The sequence below is a fragment of the Synergistetes bacterium HGW-Synergistetes-1 genome (assembly GCA_002839185.1).
In the GTDB taxonomy this organism is placed as follows: Bacteria; Synergistota; Synergistia; order Synergistales; family Synergistaceae; genus Caenicola.
The window spans coordinates 26,837-43,317 of the sequence record PGXO01000002.1; the positions used below are offsets into that span (position 1 = coordinate 26,837).

15 protein-coding genes are annotated in these 16,481 nt (G+C 45.1%); 10 read left to right on the plus strand and 5 right to left on the minus strand.

Going from position 1 to position 16,481, the window contains the following annotated elements; all coding sequences use genetic code 11:
- Nucleotides 1-53: 53 nt before the first annotated feature.
- Complete coding sequence (locus CVV54_02090) at nt 54-1,394, minus strand: chromosomal replication initiator protein DnaA (GenBank protein ID PKL05082.1); 1,341 nt, start codon at nt 1,392-1,394, stop codon at nt 54-56.
- A gap of 749 nt (nt 1,395-2,143) precedes the next feature.
- Nucleotides 2,144-2,869: a hypothetical protein gene (locus CVV54_02095; protein PKL05083.1), complete on the minus strand. Its 726-nt coding sequence runs from the start codon at nt 2,867-2,869 to the stop codon at nt 2,144-2,146.
- A gap of 120 nt (nt 2,870-2,989) precedes the next feature.
- On the opposite strand from CVV54_02095, the gene CVV54_02100 reads away from it, so the two are divergent.
- The 7 genes from CVV54_02100 (at nt 2,990) to CVV54_02130 (ending at nt 9,469) form a co-directional block, all read left to right on the plus strand.
- Nucleotides 2,990-3,568, plus strand: coding sequence for a hypothetical protein (locus tag CVV54_02100; GenBank protein PKL05084.1), 579 nt, complete (start codon nt 2,990-2,992; stop codon nt 3,566-3,568).
- Nucleotides 3,436-4,098: a hypothetical protein gene (locus CVV54_02105; GenBank protein PKL05215.1), complete on the plus strand. Its 663-nt coding sequence runs from the start codon at nt 3,436-3,438 to the stop codon at nt 4,096-4,098. Before CVV54_02100 ends, CVV54_02105 begins: the two co-directional genes overlap by 133 nt.
- A 435-nt stretch (nt 4,099-4,533) precedes the next feature.
- A complete protein-coding gene (locus CVV54_02110; GenBank protein ID PKL05085.1) occupies nt 4,534-5,532 on the plus strand; it encodes a C4-dicarboxylate ABC transporter substrate-binding protein in 999 nt (332 codons plus the stop codon).
- Nucleotides 5,533-5,618: 86 nt separating this feature from the next.
- Nucleotides 5,619-6,206, plus strand: coding sequence for a TRAP transporter small permease (locus CVV54_02115; GenBank protein PKL05086.1), 588 nt, complete (start codon nt 5,619-5,621; stop codon nt 6,204-6,206).
- A complete protein-coding gene (locus tag CVV54_02120; GenBank protein ID PKL05087.1) occupies nt 6,203-7,519 on the plus strand; it encodes a TRAP transporter large permease in 1,317 nt (438 codons plus the stop codon). The genes CVV54_02115 and CVV54_02120 overlap by 4 nt, the downstream gene beginning before the upstream one ends.
- Before the next feature lie 210 nt (nt 7,520-7,729).
- Nucleotides 7,730-8,002: a hypothetical protein gene (locus CVV54_02125; protein PKL05088.1), complete on the plus strand. Its 273-nt coding sequence runs from the start codon at nt 7,730-7,732 to the stop codon at nt 8,000-8,002.
- A 453-nt stretch (nt 8,003-8,455) separates the two neighbouring features.
- A complete protein-coding gene (locus CVV54_02130; GenBank protein PKL05089.1) occupies nt 8,456-9,469 on the plus strand; it encodes a C4-dicarboxylate ABC transporter substrate-binding protein in 1,014 nt (337 codons plus the stop codon).
- 77 nt (nt 9,470-9,546) lie between these two features.
- On the opposite strand, the gene CVV54_02135 is transcribed toward CVV54_02130, so the two are convergent.
- On the minus strand, nt 9,547-10,650 hold the full coding sequence (locus CVV54_02135) for a galactosyldiacylglycerol synthase (protein ID PKL05090.1): 1,104 nt from the start codon (nt 10,648-10,650) through the stop codon (nt 9,547-9,549).
- Nucleotides 10,647-11,657 carry a phosphohydrolase gene (locus CVV54_02140; GenBank protein PKL05091.1) on the minus strand — a complete coding sequence of 337 codons (1,011 nt, stop codon included), beginning with the start codon at nt 11,655-11,657 and terminating at the stop codon, nt 10,647-10,649. The genes CVV54_02135 and CVV54_02140 overlap by 4 nt, the downstream gene beginning before the upstream one ends.
- Before the next feature lie 154 nt (nt 11,658-11,811).
- Between CVV54_02140 and CVV54_02145 the strand changes: the two genes are divergently transcribed.
- The 3 genes from CVV54_02145 to phoU are packed head-to-tail and all read left to right on the plus strand — an operon-like array spanning nt 11,812 to nt 15,153.
- On the plus strand, nt 11,812-12,741 hold the full coding sequence (locus CVV54_02145; protein ID PKL05092.1) for a Ppx/GppA family phosphatase: 930 nt from the start codon (nt 11,812-11,814) through the stop codon (nt 12,739-12,741).
- A gap of 20 nt (nt 12,742-12,761) precedes the next feature.
- The gene (locus CVV54_02150; protein PKL05093.1) at nt 12,762-14,372 is read left to right on the plus strand and encodes a hypothetical protein; all 1,611 of its coding nucleotides are present in this window, start codon (nt 12,762-12,764) and stop codon (nt 14,370-14,372) included.
- A 28-nt stretch (nt 14,373-14,400) separates the two neighbouring features.
- A complete protein-coding gene (gene phoU / locus CVV54_02155; GenBank protein ID PKL05094.1) occupies nt 14,401-15,153 on the plus strand; it encodes a phosphate transport system regulatory protein PhoU in 753 nt (250 codons plus the stop codon).
- Here the strand turns inward: phoU and CVV54_02160 are convergent.
- The gene (locus CVV54_02160) at nt 15,133-16,479 is read right to left on the minus strand and encodes an MATE family efflux transporter (GenBank protein ID PKL05095.1); all 1,347 of its coding nucleotides are present in this window, start codon (nt 16,477-16,479) and stop codon (nt 15,133-15,135) included. The genes phoU and CVV54_02160 overlap by 21 nt on opposite strands.
- Between the last annotated feature and the right edge of the window lie 2 nt (nt 16,480-16,481).

Below are 16,481 nucleotides of genomic sequence, written 5' to 3' on the forward strand. Positions count from 1 at the left end.
AAATTGAAAAACATTTTTACACACAAAAATATACACGAAAAAAACCAGAGAATCTACAGCTTACTTACAACATTATCCACAAAAGAGCGGACCCGTAGGTCATTTTTTAGAAGTTCTTCAACTTTTTTACATGCATGAATAACTGTAGTATGGTCTTTTTTGTTGAACGCATATCCTATCTGCTGCAGGCTTTCACCGGTCCTGTTTCTTGCAAGGTACATTGCAACCTGTCTTGCAAGAGCGAGATCTGCCGTTCTTTTTGGAGAAATCAGATCCTCTGTTGAGATGCCGAATGTCTCCGCAACCAACTGTTGGATAAGTCCAATATTTACAGGACCTGAACGCGTATCGTGAAGCAGGTCTTTGAGCCATATAGAAACATTTTCCATTGTCATTGGATCTGAGTTGAATTCAGAACATGCTACGATCCTGTTAAGGGCCCCTTCAAGTTCTCTGATGTTGCTGGGAATATTTTGGGCTATAAAAAGAATTATGTCGTCAGGAATTTCATAACTCTTTATCTCGGCCTTTTTTTGCAGGATTGCAACGCGTGTCTCGAGATCAGGCGGCTGGATGTCAGTCACGAGTCCCCATTCAAAACGGGAAACGAGTCTGTCCTCAACCCCCTGAATATCTCTGGGAGGCCTGTCTGAACTGATAATTACCTGCTTCTTTGAATTGTGAAGCGCGTTAAAAGTGTGGAATACCTCTTCCTGGGTCTGTTCTTTCCCTGCAATGAACTGAATATCGTCTATCATGAGAACGTCCAGCTCTCTGTAACGGGACCTGAATTCATTATTTGTATTATTTCTTATAGAGGTTATCAGATCGTTCGTAAATTTTTCTGCGCTTACATAAAGGACCTTGGTATTTGGCTGCGTCTTTTCAATGTGGTGTCCTATAGCGTGCATCAAATGTGTCTTTCCGAGCCCTACTTTTCCCCAAATAAAAAGAGGATTATATGCAACTCCCGGAGATTCTGCTACGGCCAGACATGCTGCGTGAGGAAGCCTGTTTGACTTTCCAACTACGAAAGAAGAAAAAACATAATTGGGATTGAGTCCATTCCTGCTGAGAGAAAGTTTTGCCGGGGAAGCAGCAGCGACAGCCCTTCCTGCAGCCCCAACATCCTCTTTTATCTCCTGGCTGACCTCTATCTCGATGCTTGTGCCGAACCCTGTCTCGACCAGAAGGTCATTCATTTTATTAAGAAAGCGGGATTTTATCTGCTCCTTGGCAAAAGGGGTAGGCACATCAAGAACAAAAACACCATCTTTCATTGAAACAGGAAGACAAGTGTCCAAATAAGTCCTAATAGCGCTGTCAGAGTTGGAAATTACTTCAACACAGTGAGTCTTGAATTCACTCCATAATATATCTAAATCTTTGGCCATCAATTTTCACCCCAGGGGACAGATAGTAACGAAGAAAGTCTGTCCGAACAATTGTATCATGAAGAACTCTTTGTGAGAAAAAACAAAAAATACAAATTAAATCCACAGGATATATCCACATGTCCACAAACATGTTCCGTGTTTATGTGGATGACGGGAAAGTACGGAACAAAAGCTCAAGCGTAAAATATAACAAAGTCAAGTAAATTAGACCATAGATGACCATGCTGTTTTTACAGCAGTGGATAACCTTTACCCAGTATTCGTTTTTTGTGGATATGATGATACTAATGAGTAAACAAACGCGCTTTTTGGGAACAAGATTTTGGTGATGCCTGGCTTGTGATTTTTTTGAATAACCGCAGAGAGAGTGAAAAAGCGAAGGAATTTCTATGTTTATCCACAGTATGTGGATAGAAAATGTGTGTATGTAGCCTAAAATTCAGAAAATAATAACTTGCATCAAGAAAAAGAGAATTCATTATATAAAAAGGGGAACAAGTTATGTTTTTAGTCTTTTAGCATGATCATTAAACTACAATCGCGGATCATGTGTCTAATGGGTGTTAAGAATGGGTCCGATGTATTATTTATAAGGGCTAGGATGCCGATTCTACATGATTAAATACTGTTTATTGTGTGTGTAACATTAGACTTTCTCTGACTATCAAAATAAAAAATACATGCCCTGCCTCATTACCGGCAGAGCATTGTTATGAATATCATATATTGAGGGCACTTTGATTAAATTACGGAAGGTTTTTCCACTTCCAAGTATCTCCGCCTTTAAATTCTTTCGGTTCCCCTGTCATGATGGCCGCTTTTTCTGTCATAGTGATCTTTTCAAATGTAACAGGAAATGGTATATCTTTAAATTCAAGCAAAGGATTTAATTTTGACAGTATCATATTGGTAAGTACCTCAGGCTGACTCATCCCTTCAACTTTTATGACTGTATTTTCCAGATATACCCCGTCGTTGCGGAGACCCAAGACCCCTTTTGCTGATATCGGAAGTTCAATGTCTATAATGATCCGTGTCCTGAATTTTCCTGATGCGGTAAAGCCCTCCCTTTTAAAGTCGAACCGCAGGTCAGAGAAGCCTTCAGGATTTTCGTTTTTGTTGAAATAATCATTGACATCCTTTTCAGCAAGAACAACCTCGCCTTTTGAGCTTTTGATCATTTGAGCTAGGTACGATGTGCTGTCCGTTGATCCATCCGGAGTGGAAACCTCCTGCAGGATCGCAAGCAGCTTCATTTTTTCTATCCTTATACCGTCTATTATTCCTCCGTTGATCTCTATCCACGCGGTCTGACCTTTAACTGTTACTGCTGCTGATTCAGGCCTGAATACAGCTGCGATGTTTTTCCCTATGGTCTCCGGAAGGGCATTCTGCAGAGCTGCATGAGCAGGCAGGTTCATGGTACAGGATGTGAATAACAAAGAAAGGATCAAAAACATATATTTTTTCATCAAAGATCCTCCAATAAATCATTTTTTTTAATTTTAGCTCTCTTTTCAAAATTTTCTACGCAATATCAATGATGTTTTCATTTTCATTTCTTTCAACTATCATTAAGGAAGCGATAATTAATGCAAAATGAACCGACAAGCCAATTGTCGATTGCGAGGACTTCAATGACGATAGTTCAGCTCTTCTTTTTCTTTTTTAGGATAAGCGCTGTCACATTCGGCGGTGGAATAGTGATCCTGGGAATGGTAAAGCTTGGCATAGCAGAAAGACAGGATATTTCTGAAGGAGAATTTTCTGATATGGTAAGCCTTGCAGCATCAGTGCCAGGCCCGCTTGCCGTCTCTATAGCATGGCTCCTTGGCAGGTATTACAGAGGGCTTAAAGGGAGCATGGCTGCAGTTGCGGGAGCTGTCCTTCCTCCTTTTGTAATAATCCTTATCCTCTCCCCGATAATTCTTAAATATTCAGGAACTCCGGAGGTACAGGGGTTTTTTAAAGGTGTCCTGGCCGGTACGGGAGCTATCATTACAATGGTCGTATTTGACAATGTCAGATCGACGCTCTCATGCGGATGGTGGAATATTGTTCCGTTTGTCGTGGTCATCGCCTTGATAGGAATTTTTGGAATCAACCCACTGCTTTCAATGCTCGCGGCATTTTTAGTCCAGCTGACGAGGGAAAAGCTGGTATTGCGATGAAAGTTCTTCTGGAACTTGTTTTTTCTTTTTCACAGATAGCTGCGGGTGCTTTCGGAGGGGGACTCTCGACGCTTCCTCTTATTGAATATCAGCTTGTTAGGGCGACTGGCTGGCTTACACCTTCCCAGTTCAGCCAGGTACTTGCTCTTTCGCAGGTAACTCCGGGACCTATTGCGATCAATGCGGCAACTTTCGTTGGATTTCAGCAGGCTGGGATCCCCGGGTCCATTGTCTCTACTTTATCAATCGTTATCGTACCGGTTTTGATTTTATGCGGCGCATTGTGCCTTTTAAAAAAATTAGAGGCAGAAAAAAGCAGAAAATTCAAAGATATGCTGCGTCCGATAGTGGGAGGCCTACTTACACTCTCCCTTATTTCTCCGCTTACAGTAACGGCCAAAAACGGCGTTACGGCTATGGCGATGCTGATTTTAGGCATCCTACTTCTCCGAACATGCAAATTTTTTAAAAATTACCCTCCCGTACTCCTTGTTATTTACGGTATAATTGGTGCGGTCATATTTTCCTGAAATATTATTACGGTACGAGATGATTCCCAAAAGGGAGAACATGGTTAATAATTTTCAAAAACAAAAATAAATTATTTGAGAGGGACTTTTTTCATTAAAAACATACGAGTATAATATGGCCGCAGAAATATCAGATATATTAATAGCATGGACGCAAGATTGACGAAAAGGTCTCTTTGATGTAATTTGTTCCCGTGGTTCTCCCGTTTTTCAGTTAATTGTTCAAATGTTACTGAAGGGTGAATTTGAAATATTAGGTTTTGCAATTTTGGGAATTATACAAAAAAATACAGTTTCACTCTGTCATGCGGGAAAGGAGGGCTGTAAGGAAGAGCGATTTGTACAGCTTTTTTATTTAGCTCATGCATCTGCAGATAGTATTTAAAGTCATTATCCAAGAACAAGAAATAGAGACTTGAAGGGAGAGTTTTTTTGATGAAGAAATTTGCAATTATCCTTGCAGTAATGTTTCTGTTCGTAGCAGCAGTAAGCCCGGCAACAGCAGCTCCTATCGTTTTCCGTTTCGCAGGTCAGTCACCGCCCGACCACATGGCGACCAAGACAATGAACGACATGGCCAAGGAAATAGCACAGAAGACCAGCGGTCGCGTTGAGATCAAAGTCTATCCCGCAAACCAGCTCGGAAATTACTCACTTGTTATGGAAGAGATGATCCGCGGAACAGTCGACATGTCCCTTATGTCGATCGCAAGCGAATTTGACCCCCGCCTCGAGCTCGTTTACGTGAACGGATTTATAAGCGGCTATGATGATGCGAAAAAGGTCTTTGTTCCCGGTGCATGGCTGCCCAACAAGCTGAATGAACTTAGCTCCGCCCTCGGAGTAAGGCTGATCGGATCCTACATCGAAGGAATGATCGGTATCGGATCAACGAAGCCCCTCAAAGAACCCCTCAACCCGAAGGTAGACAAGGGCGTTCTTGCCAGAGTACCGAACATGGATGTCTACACTCTCGGAGCAAAAGCAATGGGTTTCCGCCCAATCACCATCCCTTACTCAGATGTTTACCAGTCAATGCAGACCGGCGTATGCGACGCAGTTGACGGCTACCCTGTAGCAGCGGCATACACGATCCTCGGAGACGTACTTAAGTACTGGTACCACACCAACTACTCAATGGAATACCTTGCAATCATGGTCAGCGACAAATCATGGAAGAAACTTACCCCTGCAGACCAGAAGGTCTTCCAGGAAGTAGCAAAGAAATACACCCTTCTCTCTATAGACAATGCGAAAGCTGAAGACAACAAATATATGGCTCTTATGGAGAAAAAGGGAATCAAAGTCTTCAAGTATAGCGAAGCTGAACTCAAGCCGATCAAAGAAGCATGCATCACAACATGGACAGAGCTTGGCAAGCGCGGCATGACTGAAGAACTTATGAAGGAATTTGTAAAGCACCTCGGTAAATAAAATTACCGATCATTAAAGCAGCATCCGGGAAGTCCACGGGGAGGATATCCTCCCCGGATTTTCCTTTTTTGAAAGGAGCCCCATTTATGACACAGGCGCAGTGTAAGTTTATCGAAGAAACAGAATACGAAGCACCAATTTCAACAGTAAGAGTTGCAACAAACCCCTTTGACAAGATCGTAACCAGAACTTTCGCCATAGTATGTTTTGTAATGGCCATGGTGCTTGCCGTAATTATCAGCGCGGCAACAGTTATGCGCTATGTACTCGAAATGGACCTTTACGGCTACGAGGAATGGATAAAGATATTCGCTTTCTGGCTCTATTTCATGGGAGCGGGTTACGGAGCTTTTGCCGGATCGCATGTCTCCGCCGACCTTGTTCAGTCTTATGTTAAAGAAGGATTTATCAAGCGGCTGCTGATCTTCACAAAAACAGTAGTGACTTTGGGTGTCACCCTTCTTTTCACATGGTATGGATGGGACTTCTTCTATTTTGGTTTCGCTGGTCCTCTCGGTACCGGAGTTGCTATCCCAAAGACAGTTGCATGGAGGATACCTCTGTGGACAGGCTACCTCCCAATTTTGATAGGTCTTTTTTTCATGTCCTACTATTTTTTATGGGATATGATAAGAGCCGCAAAAGCGCTTTTTACGGGAGGTAAGACGGAATGATCTATATCGCACTTGTAATACTGATGGTATGTCTGGTGATCGGTGTACCGGTCCCTGTCAGCTTTATGGCTTCATGCGCCTGGCTTATCTTCTTCGGAGGAGTTGATCAGGTAGGTTACCAGGCCACACAGCTTCTGCCCTATGGTTTCACACAGATGAACTCCGTCTCCCTCATCGCCATAGCAATGTTCATTCTTGCAGGCGGTATTATGGAGAGAGGCCGAATAGCTGAAAAGATGATAGATATGGTCGATGTATTCGTCGGGCATATCAGAGGTGGTCTTGGTGTAGTCGGGATCATTTCCTGTGCGATATTCGGATCCATCTGCGGAGCTGCATGCGCTACCCTTTCCTGCATAGGCGCGATCATGTTTCCACGTTTCAAAGCCGGTGGTTACCCGATGGGACATGCCTGCGCCCTTATGGCGAACGCATCCCTTCTGGGTCTTCTGATACCCCCGAACGCGACTTTGATAATTTTCGCATGGATAAGCGGTATTTCTGTTCTTGCATGCTTCCTTTCGACCATAGGCCCCGGGATTGTGACGATAATCCTTCTGAGTGTGGTAAACCTCTGGATGCTTCGCAATAACAAAGATGTTCTTGTTAAACAGAAGCGTTCTCCTAAGGAACGCTATGAAATGTTCATGAAACGCGGACGTCTTGCGATCCCTGCTCTTTTTATGCCGTTCATGGTACTGGGAGGCATTTACGGAGGAGTAATGACGACTACAGAAGCATCCGCCCTTGCTGTCGTATACTGTATCCCCATAGGACTTTACGTTTATAAGGGGCTGAACTGGAAGACTCTTTTCAACATAGTGGTCGAAGGTTCGATAACGACTGGAGTTATCATGGTAATGCTCTATTCCGTTTCCATGCTCTCAAGGCTCTATATCCTCGAGGACCTTCCCGGCAAGGTGCTCGATCTCTTCTATTCGATTTCGACTAACCCCTACATAATCATGTTCATGATAAACGTGTTCCTGGTCCTCATGGGGATGCTCATGGATGACATAAGCGTAGTTGTTCTGACAACGCCGATCCTGCTCCCGATAATAGTGAAACTCGGAGTAGATCCTGTACACTATGCTGCAATAGTAGGAGTAAATACTGCTCTTGGATGCATCACACCTCCGTGTGCACCGGTGCTTTACCTGAGTGGAAGAGTAGGAGGCGCCTCGATCAACGAGATCATGAAACCGGCACTTACGTTCATGGCTCTCTGCTGGATCCCGGTGCTTGCGGTCACTGCTTACATACCGAAGGTCTCTCTTTTCCTTCCCCATGTAATACTTGGCCTTCCCTGGTAACAGACTTTAATAAGTCAGAGCAAGGAAGAATCAGCAAACATTTAATTGAAGCTCCCCGGCATTGGCTGGGAGCTTCAATTTTTTATACTGAAGTATCCACTGCATATTAGGCATATGTGCGCAAATTGATCTTTCTTGGGGAAAGATTAAACAGAATCTGATATAATACTTAGTTGGGCATCTGAAGTATTTTAGATTGGAAGCGATAATGTGTATTTTTACAAGGACCTATTTGCATCTCTATGTTTCATATTTTTTGGCGTAGCACTTGCCTTCAATGACGCCTACTTCTATTTTGGAGCTATGATGTGTGCTTGCCTTTCTACAACAGCTCACAGAAAAAAATGGCCCGATCCACTATGGGCGACTTTGATGATTGAAGATCTAAACACCAGATTTGAGTCATTAAAAAAACGTTACTTTCCTAAAAAGGAATTTTCTAAAGAGGATGAAATAGGTCCCCTCCCTCCACTCGGAGACTAAAATTAGGATCAACAAAAACAAATATCGAGATTGATATATCACGCCCTTCGTGTTGAGGGCGTGATATTTTTTGCAATAATTGCTTATTTTCCTCCCTACGTAATCTGTAATCATAGGCAGCAAGCCCCTCTCAGACTGCAATAGAGTAATATAATCTCTCTCCAGAACTAACGCTGAACTATACATTTAAAATTTTTAACATAATAAACCGTTATGCATAAATTAAAGTGAAATAGTCTTTCCTTGACAACATGCTCCAACTGATATATCTTGTGAATCACATGAAACGATAAACAAAAGGAAATATTGTGATTCACGGAAAAAGATATAGCGTGTTGTGCAATTATGCCTATTATTCAAATAATGTGAATTAATATACAAGTAATCATAAATATCAGTCATTTCCTGTGGCTGTAAATAATAGAACCAAAACTTGAGAGGAGAATATAAACCATGAAAAACACCAAAAAGCTAGCACTTGTTCTTGCTGCGATCATGATCCTTATCGCAATGGTCTCTGCCGCATCAGCAGCTGAGACGACCCTTCGTTTTGCAGGACAGTTTCCGCCTGACCATACTGCAACAGGATTCATGAAAGAAGTTGCCAAAGAAGTAAGCGCAAAGAGCAACGGACGCATCGACATCAAAATCTTCCCCGCCAACCAGCTGGGAGACTACACCCTCGTCTACGAAGAGCTTATCCGCGGAACTATTGACATGGCTCTTATTTCCGTCCCCAGCCAGTTCGACCCGAGAATGGAACTTGTTTACATCAATGGCTTTGTTACAGGCTACGATGGGATAAAGAAAGCCTTCCAGCCTAAGGGATGGATGGCCACGAAGATGGACGATTTCCACACCAGGCTCGGAGTTAAATTCCTTGGTTTCAACGTTGAAGGAATGATTGGGCTTGGAAGCACAAAACCTGTAAGGGATCCCCTTAATCCCAAAGTCAACAAGGGCGTGCTGACAAGAGTTCCCTTTATGGACGTTTACAAGACAGGCGTAGAGGCAATGGGCTACAAGACTATCTCCCTCCCCTATGCAGACATCTTCCAGGCGATGCAGACAGGCGTTTGCGATGCAGTATCTTCCATCCCTCCGGCACTGGCCTACACAGTTCTTAAAGATGCGATGAAGTACTGGTACCAGACAAACTACTCACTTGAAAACGAATCATATCTTATGAGCCAGAAGACATGGGGCAAACTTAAGCCGGCAGACCAGAAGATCATCTTTGACGCAGTGACCAAGGTTGCCGCGAAGTCCATTGATCAGGCTAAGAAAGATGACGCACTCTACATGGATCTTATGAGGAAAAAAGGGATCAAGGTCTACACATACACAGACAAAGAGCTTGCGCCTATTCAGGAAGCGATCTCAAAGAGCTGGGTCAAGCTTGAAGCCAACATGGGCAAGGATCTTATGAACGAGTTCCGTAAGCAGTTCGCTCCCAAGAGCAAATAGTTAAAAGGTCGCTACAGTTCAACATAAAAAGAGGCGGGGCATATTTATTGTCCCGCCTCTTTGTATAATTTCTGCTGTTATTTGTGCTTTGTTATTATTTCAAGGATATCTTCTGCTGCACTTGGCCTCGAAAATCGTTCAATTCCTTCGATCATACTCTCCAGAACCAGATGGTTTCCCAGTATTTCCAGGGTTTCTTCTGATGCCCTGATGCTGTTTTTTAAGCGCCTCGCTGCATTACTGCCGCATAGGATATCCATATTGAGCTGTTCCTGACCCGGAATGGGTTCCATAAGAAGAAGTGGAAGTTTTGCGGAAAGAGCCTCAGAGAGAGATAGCCCTCCGGGTTTCATCACAGCAAGATCGGAAGCACAGTAATATTCAGGCATGTTGTCCACGAATGACATGATCCTGATATTTTCATTGCCGCTGTATTTTAAGGAGAGTTTTTTGTATAGCTGTGAATTGTTTCCGCAGATGACCAGGGTCTGAATACCCTTTTCTTCAGCAAGAGAGTTTGTTACATCGATAACAGGTCCGGCGCCGATTCCTCCTCCTGTAACGAGTACGGTCTTTTTGTTCTGATCGAGCCCAAGCTGCTCCCTCGCAGTTTTTTTTGAAATCGGAGAGCTGTATTTTTTTGAAACGGGTATTCCCGTATTGAAAACGTTGCCGATACCATCGATCCTGTATTGTTCAAGTGCGGCCTCGCTTGCTGTGAATGATGCAGAAAAAACGGGGCTTCTCTGAAACCGGTGAGTGACAAAATCTGTGTTTACGTAGAATACAGGGATCTTCAGGCGGTTTCTCGAAGCAAAGAGCGATGCTCCGAAGTAATGGGTGAAGACAACAGCCTCTGCTCCGGAAGAGGAAACGATATCTTCGATCTCTGGAAGGTAGATGCTGCACAGAAGTGAATGTATATGATCGAAGATGGAAGCCTGAATGGAGAGTTTGTCTGATCCCCAGTAAAATCTGCCCCATATCCATGGAACGTGGCGCGCGATAAGCAGATAGCCCTTTGAAACAGTCCCGCGCAGCCATAAAGGCAGGACTTCGAGCACATCAAGGCACATCGCAGTATTTTCGGAGCCGCTCTCTAAAAACCATTCTTTCAGATTCTCGGCAGCGGCTTTATGCCCCGTTCCTTCGGAGGCGTAAAGAAAGGCGATCGATCTCAAATTTTATCAAGCCCTTTGAATATATCCCCAAGTGTTACATTGGGGGCCTGGGTTCTTTCTTTCTCCTGTTTTATAGCAGCCAGTACAGTATCACGTATCTGAACTTCATTATAGCTGTAAGGAAAATAGAGCGCGGCAGCATCACCGTGGCCGCCGCCTCTGACCTTTTTGCCATCTTTTAGCAGAGTTATTATTTTTCCGGCAAGTCCGTCGCGGCTGCGAAGCGAAAGAGCCCAGTCGCCCCCCATCCTCTTTGCAGAAACTGCGGCCAGCATGGGAGGATTAGGATCCCTGTCAAGTATCAGTCCGCAGAAGTCCGAAACGTCCCCAAATTCGAGCAACCCGTCGCCAACAAAGGAGAGATCATCTCCGGTCCTCAATATCCGGGCCTTTGCATGCTCGAACCTCTCTTCCTGGAGATCCACAAAATTCTGTGCTGAATCTCTCTCTCCCTTGGTCAGCTCGGCAGAAGAATCTGAGACCAGCCTCATCAGAACTCCCCATGGTCCGCATATTGTCACGAGACCTTGCCAGAGACGGCTTTCAGGGATCTCTCCAAGCCATAGATCTCTGTCGTTCGTTATTTTAATGAGAGGCTCAATTTCTTCAACGATCTTTCTCGTATTGTCATCCAGCTTTTGTTCCCTGAGCCATCTCCAATATACCATTGCCGCGCAGTACCCGGTATCGACCACAGCCCATTTCCTGTTGCCGTACCTGTCGTAGGTGCTTTTGTGATGGTCAAATACAAAAGGTGGACTGCTTTCAGTGAAAGTACGGTCAATTTGGTCAACGGTCTGTTCCCGTTGGCAGAAAAGATCGAGAACGGTGAGCTTTTGCCCTGAATCAAGCGATTCCAGTATTGCGTTGTCGATTTCACCGTAACCCATGAGCGAGACTTTTATCGGCAGCCGGAACGACCTGTTTGCATGCCAGGCAAGAGCTGCGGAGACGACCCCGTCGAGGTCGGTGTGGCTAATTATATGAAGCACGTTTTCGGTCTGCAATTTTGGTTCCTCCCTGCAAAAGGGGATTTGTACCTAATTTTACAGCATCATTGGCTAAAATGACATTAGAACAGCTTTATTGCAGCACATTCGGGCTCAGGTTATAATCAATTTAAAGCGTTGTTAGGATGAAATTTCAGGGGGAGCAATAAAAATGATATTAGCAGCAGTTGATATCGGAACAAACTCTGTTAAGTACCTGCTTGCGCAGGCTGACGGTGAAAAAGGTGCAACAGTCTTGAAAGATGCCGTGAAGATAACAAAGCTGGGGGTAGGCCTGAGAAAATCAGGGCTGATCAGCCTTCCGGCACTTCAAAGAACAACAGATGCGGTCAAAGAATTTGTTGCTGATGCTGAAAAGAACGGCGCAGGCGTTATCCGAATAGTTGGGACAATGGCTCTCCGTTCAGCATCCAACGCAGGGGAACTTTCAGATAAGCTAAGGGAACTCACGGGAATTGAGACAGAGGTCCTTTCCGGAGAGGAAGAGGCGCTGCTTTCTTTTTCAGGGGCTGTATCAGGTTTTGACCTGAGTAATGTGAACAGGTACTGCACGATCGATACGGGCGGAGGAAGCACAGAACTGGTATTTGCCGAAAAGGGAGAGATTGTCTGCAAGGCCAGCCTAAAAACCGGTGCGCTGCTCCTCACGGAAAAATTCTTTTCAAATGATACGATTTTGAGAAAAGATATTGAAAATGCGGATTATGAATTAAAACAGGTCTTTGGCAGCGTAAAGCCCCCTTTTAAGGTCGATATGGCTGTTGGCATCGGAGGAAATGTCACAAGCATGGCCTCTGTTTACAAAAGGATGGAGGAATATGATCCGGAAGAAGCACACGGAACGGTCCTCCCGGAAGAAGAAGTCGAGAGACAGATAAGGGAATATTCAGTTAAGAGCCCGGAGGAAAGGCGCAAAATTCCGGGTCTTGATCCTGAAAGGGCGGATATTATCCTTGCAGGCGCATGCATTATCAGATACGCAATGCGATTTGCCGGGTGCAGCGAAATAGTTGTCAGCGACAAGGGCCTCAGGCACGGTATTTTGTCCAGCATGATCCGAGGGCAGCATCAGTTTAATTAGGGCGGTCTATATAAAGGGAGGTGCGTGAGACGGAGGCGATAAACAGTTTTGTCAGCATAGCAGGAGGTCTCGCGCTGTTCCTTTACGGCGCCCAGGAAAGCGCCAGTTTTTTCAGGCAGAATATCAGCGGAGGCTTAAAAGAGGGAATAGGAAGGCTCACAGGTAACAAGAGCAGATCTTTCCTCCTTGGAACTCTGTTTGCCGCTGTTGCGCAAAGCAGCGCGATCGCCATCTCATTCGGGATAGGTTTCGTCGATGCGGGGATACTCTCGCTTGCAGATTCCCTGCTGATGGTCATGGGGGCAAGCCTGGGAGGTACTCTTGTCTCTGTCCTTCTGAGTTTTAATATTTTTGATTATGCGCCTCTCCTTTTTGCAGGGGCTTTTTTCCTTAGCAAGCTGAACAACAGGAAGATACGCATGGTTGCCGGAGTTTTGAGATGCATCACCATCATTTTCCTGGGGATGATGTTTTTACGGATCGGGGCAGGATCGCTCTTTGAAGATGGCAAAGCAAGAGAGATAGCGCTATCCTGGTCATCGTCCCCTCTTCTGATGGGCGTGTCAGCATTTGTTTTTGCCGCTATCTTTCAAAGCAGGTCTGCGATAATAGGGCTTGGAATAGCGCTTGCTCTTTCTGATGCTCTTCCGGCTGTTTCTGCCCTGCCTATCGCTCTTGGAGCCCATCTGGGGTCGTCCCTTATCGCGGTCACGGCGAGCTTTGGAGGAAGGCTCAGTGCCAGAAGGCTGGGGTTTTGCTCCTCCGTTTATTACCTTATCGGCTCTCTTGCTTTTGCCTTTATGATACCTCCTGTCCACAGGCTTTTGAATGGCGCAGGTCTTGATGTCGTCCAGGAGCTTGTCTATGGACAGATAATTATCGCCCTGATCAACATAATGATCTTTCTGCCATTTTCTTCTTTGCTCAGCGGCCTTTCTGTGCGTCTGGTGACTGCCTCCGGAGAATTGGATCAGCCGATGTATATAGAAGAGGAACTCCTTTCAGTGCCTTCCGTGGCCGTACTGCTCCTCTCAAGGGAGATGACCAGGCTTTCGAACTATATCGAAGCCTATCTGCAGATGCTCATGATACCTTCTGAGAGAGAAGTTCCTGTTTTTGAAAAATTACCCGAAGCTATAGAAGAGCTGAGCAAGTCATGCCAGGATTATTCCTACAGGATACGTGTGACCGCAGAAGATCCGAAGCTGCAGGAGAAATTCGCGTCAGTGAGCAGGACGATGTCTATCCTCCGCTCAATGTCAAAAACTCTTTGCGGAGAGATCAGCGAGATACTTTCAGATGAAGCTGCGTATGCCGCGATCAGGGAAAGAGCAGGCAAAAAGCTTTGGAGCGAGTGGTCTGAGCATTCAGGAAAAATAATGCGTACAAGCCTGAGGGCATTTGTTATCGGCGAAAAGGGACTGATAAAGAAAACCAGGGAACTGGAAATGGAATATGGTGAGATCTGCAAAAAAATAAGGGATGAGATCACCGGCAGTTATTCTTACGGAAGGGATATTTCCAAGGCAATAAGAGTGATATCGCTGATGCAGGGTTTCTTTGGCATGTCGAAAATACTGGCTGAGGATGAAGAACTTTATATAATGCCTGAACGCGAAAACCCCTGTTAAGAATACCTTTTTGAAAGGGAAGATCAGGATGAATAAAAAGAGAATAGAAGACAAGAATCAAAGCAGTGTCCAAAGTTATCTTTACGTATCTGATAAAGAGAGACTGAGGCTTCTTGTGCATGAGATGTCGGAAAATGCGGCAGCTTCTATTGAAAATGCAGTTCTTGCACTCAAAACGGGAGATCCTAAACTGGCAAAAAAAGTGATAGAAGAAGACGACCTGATAGATGAAAAAGAAGAGCAGATAGATCAGGAATGTCTCTATTCGATCGCGATGAGGCAGCCTGTAAGGGAGGATCTTCGCTTTGTCTATTCAGTGATGAAGATCATCGTTGATCTTGAGAGGATAGGAGACCAGTCGGTGAATATAGCAATGAATGTGCTTGATCTTCCCAATGGCCTTCACTTTCCGGAAGAGATCGTTCCATATGTTGAGAGAATGGCCGAAGAAAACATCAGGATGATCAGGGAAGTGACGGAGGCCTTTGCCGGGGATGATGAAACTGTCATCTGTTCTGCAAGGGACCGCAGAAAGACGATTAAGTTTACAAGAAAAAATGCAATATCAAATCTTGATGTGCTATTAGGATCCGAAACAGCGTGTGAAAGTGATAAACTGAAGCTTTTTTGCATAGTGACCCTTACTCTGAGACATCTCTCGCGTATTTCTGATCATGTGCTTAACCTTGCAGAAAGAGTCTCTTTCATCGCTACCGGAATATCGCCGCTTACTCTGAAAAGGGCGCAGGAAAAAACAAATTCAGTCGCTAAAGACAGCTGAATCGCCCTTAAGCCAATTGAAGAGCCTCTTTAAAAATAAAGCTGCGATGAGGCAGCCGGAAATATCGCCCACCGGGAAAGACATCCAGATGCCCCACAGGCCATAAAATCGCGGCAGGGTGACAAGCGGTAGAAAAAGGAAAACTGCGTGACGGAATACGGAGAGCGTTATTGCTTCCCTTGCCCTTCCAAGTCCAAGCAGGGCGGAGTTTGTTATTATAGTCACTCCCATGAAGATTATCCCAATGTAGGCTATCCTCATGCCCGGAACGCCTATTGCCAGAAGCTCAGGATCATCATTGAAGAGCAGTATCATCTTTTCGGCGAAGATCTCCGCGACCACGAAGCTCAAAACGTAAAAACAGGTGACCATCTTGATAGCGTATTTTATCGCCATTATTACCCTGTCCGGTTTTCCGGCGCCGTAATTGTAACCTATCACCGGCTGTACAGCTTCGCCTATCGCCAGTGCGGGAAGGAAGAGGATAGAATCGAGGCTCAGGAAAACTCCCATTGCTGAGAGGCCGATATCCCCTCCATATTTTCTTACCATGTTGTTCATCAATGTCATATAGAAGACGAAGGATAGCTCTGTTATAAAAGGAGAGCTCCCTACAGCGAATATTTTTTTGATCACTTTCATCTTAAGCCTGACGAGGAAATGAAGCCTTATCCGCAAAGGGCTTGATCCCGAATAGAAGAACATGAGCCCGCAGACCGTGGCTGCTCCTTGTGCCATAATAGTCCCCAGGGCTGCCCCTTCTACCCCCATACCCATTTTTACAATAAAGAGGGCGTCAAGCAGGATGTTCGAAAAAGCTCCGAGAATCTGTGTTCCCATTGCGTAACGAGGACTTCCGCATGCCCTTATCAGGGAATTGATCCCATGCCCCATAAGTGCCAGGGGGCCCCCGATCAAGATTATCCTCAGGTAATTTCTTGCCAGGGGCAAAATTTCCTCGCTTGCGCCGGATAGCCTCAGAAGCATATCAACGCCGTATACGCTGAGCCCCATACCTGCAAAGCCGACAGCGGCAAGAAGCATCAGCGTGTGTCCCAAGGCCTGTTCGGCAGGGCGCTGTTTTTTTGCACCTCTCAATATTGCGACCCTTGAGGATCCGCCAACTCCGATGAGGAGAGAGAAGGAAAACATCAGCAGCATTACCGGAAAAGAGAGTGTGATAGCCGCCAGTCCGCTTGTTCCGACGTATCTTCCAACGAAAATACGGTCAACGATGTTGTAGATAGCTCCGGCTACCATCCCGACCATTGCAGGCATTGCAAAATGGATCAGGAGCTTTGGTATCTTCTCCTCATCTATCAGCATTT

Coding starts and splice junctions, on each gene's coding strand:
- CVV54_02090 (PKL05082.1), bottom strand. CDS start 1,394: ATGGCCAAAGATTTAGATATATTATGGAGTGAATTCAAGACTCACTGT.
- CVV54_02095 (PKL05083.1), bottom strand. CDS start 2,869: ATGAAAAAATATATGTTTTTGATCCTTTCTTTGTTATTCACATCCTGT.
- CVV54_02100 (PKL05084.1), top strand. CDS start 2,990: ATGCAAAATGAACCGACAAGCCAATTGTCGATTGCGAGGACTTCAATG.
- CVV54_02105 (PKL05215.1), top strand. CDS start 3,436: ATGCGGATGGTGGAATATTGTTCCGTTTGTCGTGGTCATCGCCTTGAT.
- CVV54_02110 (PKL05085.1), top strand. CDS start 4,534: ATGAAGAAATTTGCAATTATCCTTGCAGTAATGTTTCTGTTCGTAGCA.
- CVV54_02115 (PKL05086.1), top strand. CDS start 5,619: ATGACACAGGCGCAGTGTAAGTTTATCGAAGAAACAGAATACGAAGCA.
- CVV54_02120 (PKL05087.1), top strand. CDS start 6,203: ATGATCTATATCGCACTTGTAATACTGATGGTATGTCTGGTGATCGGT.
- CVV54_02130 (PKL05089.1), top strand. CDS start 8,456: ATGAAAAACACCAAAAAGCTAGCACTTGTTCTTGCTGCGATCATGATC.
- CVV54_02145 (PKL05092.1), top strand. CDS start 11,812: ATGATATTAGCAGCAGTTGATATCGGAACAAACTCTGTTAAGTACCTG.
- phoU (PKL05094.1), top strand. CDS start 14,401: ATGAATAAAAAGAGAATAGAAGACAAGAATCAAAGCAGTGTCCAAAGT.
- CVV54_02160 (PKL05095.1), bottom strand. CDS start 16,479: ATGCTGATAGATGAGGAGAAGATACCAAAGCTCCTGATCCATTTTGCA.